Genomic DNA, 321 nt, shown 5'->3' with positions numbered 1-321 from the left:
CTATTGTCTAATGGTACCCAAGTTTGACTCTCTGGTCCTGTATATTCTGCTCTAGGACGTATGAGACGGTTGTTTTCATACTGTTCAAGGATATGGGCAATCCACCCTGATACTCTACTTACAGCAAAAATTGGAGTAAAGAGATCATGTTCTATTCCCAGACTGTGATAAACAGATGCTGAGTAGAAATCAACATTTGGTAATAATCCCTTTTCATTTGTAACAACCTCATCTATCTTTACACTCATGTCATACCACTTTGGCTCACCCGTAATGCTAGTAAGTTGTCTAGACATCTCTTTTAGGTGCTTAGCACGTGGG

At 39.9% G+C, this 321-nt stretch carries 1 protein-coding gene; it reads right to left on the bottom strand.

Features of this window, described 5'->3' with window-relative positions; translation table 11 throughout:
• Window positions 1-296 (bottom strand): citrate/2-methylcitrate synthase (locus tag AOA60_RS23130; RefSeq protein WP_305887057.1); only part of this gene is annotated, 296 nt, incomplete at its 3' end.
• Window positions 297-321: the final 25 nt, after the last annotated feature.

The organism is Pseudomonas sp. 2822-17 (assembly GCF_002742485.1).
GTDB classification, from domain to species: domain Bacteria; phylum Pseudomonadota; class Gammaproteobacteria; order Pseudomonadales; family Pseudomonadaceae; genus Aquipseudomonas; species Aquipseudomonas cyclaminis.
Note: the sequence above shows the minus strand (reverse complement) of the source record. Positions and strands in the feature narration are given on the sequence as shown.